Origin of the sequence: Rhodococcus sp. EPR-147, assembly GCF_001647185.1 — a bacterium.
Lineage (GTDB): Bacteria > Actinomycetota > Actinomycetes > Mycobacteriales > Mycobacteriaceae > Rhodococcoides.
Genome location: NZ_LVCU01000171.1, coordinates 1 through 1,106 on the forward strand (window position 1 = coordinate 1; position 1,106 = coordinate 1,106).

The 1,106-nt window shown below is 65.1% G+C and carries 1 protein-coding gene and 1 pseudogene; both read right to left on the minus strand.

The window, feature by feature from the left end; translation table 11 throughout:
- Positions 1–81: 81 nt before the first annotated feature.
- On the minus strand, positions 82–867 hold the full coding sequence (locus A2J02_RS08800; RefSeq protein ID WP_068049363.1) for an SDR family NAD(P)-dependent oxidoreductase: 786 nt from the start codon (positions 865–867) through the stop codon (positions 82–84).
- Positions 864–1,106, minus strand: a pseudogene (locus A2J02_RS08805) (NmrA family NAD(P)-binding protein); the annotation flags it as partial. The pseudogene A2J02_RS08805 and the gene A2J02_RS08800, both read right to left, overlap by 4 nt.

Here is a 1,106-nt window from a genome sequence, read left to right on the forward strand (position 1 = left end):
TGTGAATCTGGAGACCCTGGCCATGCTGGTGACACTACATTCCTCGTGAGGTGCCTGGACGGTGCTGAGTTCGGCCGGGATCTAGTGGAGCATCCGGGCGAGGACGGGCAGCAGAATTCGCGCGGGGACCAGACCGGCCGCGATTGCCTGAACGGTGTTCATCCGGCCCGAAACCACCTGCGGGCGAGACCGTCTGGCATCGAGTGTGCGCATGGCAGTGGCGACCACTTCGGTCGGTGTCTGGTAGCTGCCGGTTGCTGCGGCGGTGTCTCCGATGACATCGAAGAACTCGGTACGGGTGGGGCCCGGATTGAGTGCGAACACTCTGACTCCGTGCTGGGCCGACTCGAACCACAGCGACTGACTGAAACTGAGCACGAATGCTTTGGCGGCCGCATACACCGCCAGTGATGGGACGGGTTGGAACGCAGTGGTGCTGGCGACGTTGACGATGGTGCCGCTCGAGCGGGCGATCATGTCCGGCAGAAACGCCGAGCAGATGTCCACGACAGCCCGGATGTCGACGGCGATGAGGCGCTCGAAGTCGTCGGCGTCGCTGTCCACGAACGGTCCCTGCACGGCGAACCCTGCGTTGTTGACGACGAGATCGATCTGCTCGGGCACCACCTCACGGAGTCGGCGTCCGCTCGCTTCCTCGGACAGGTCCCAGGCCACTGTGCGGCAATGGATTCCGTGGTTCTGTTCGAGTTCCGTCGCCAGTGTGGTCAGCCGGTCTTCTCGTCGTGCGACGAGTACCAGATCGGAGCCGCGGGCGGCGAGCGCTCGGGCGAATTCTTCACCGATCCCCGAGCTTGCGCCGGTCACCAGCGAGCGGCCCGGCCGGTAGCGGGACCGTCGGAGATTCATCGGCTCGCCCCGAGGGGAATGCCCCCGAGCTCAGCGGCCGAACGCCGTGCGAACTGCTCGTACGACGTCGGCGTGTGTCCGAGCATCTTCGGCAGAACCGTCAGGTCTCCGGCTGGGAGTCCGTAGCCGTCGTAGTGGGTCATCATCGAGCGGTACGCCTCGCGTGCATCGGCCGGCCAATTCTTCATGTCACGAGGGTTGGACGCAGCCTTGGCACCGCGAACGAGGTGGCCGATGGA

What these genes read in the sequence shown, in the direction of transcription:
- A2J02_RS08800 (WP_068049363.1), bottom strand. Translation starts at nt 867, where the DNA reads ATGAATCTCCGACGGTCCCGCTACCGGCCGGGCCGCTCGCTGGTGACC.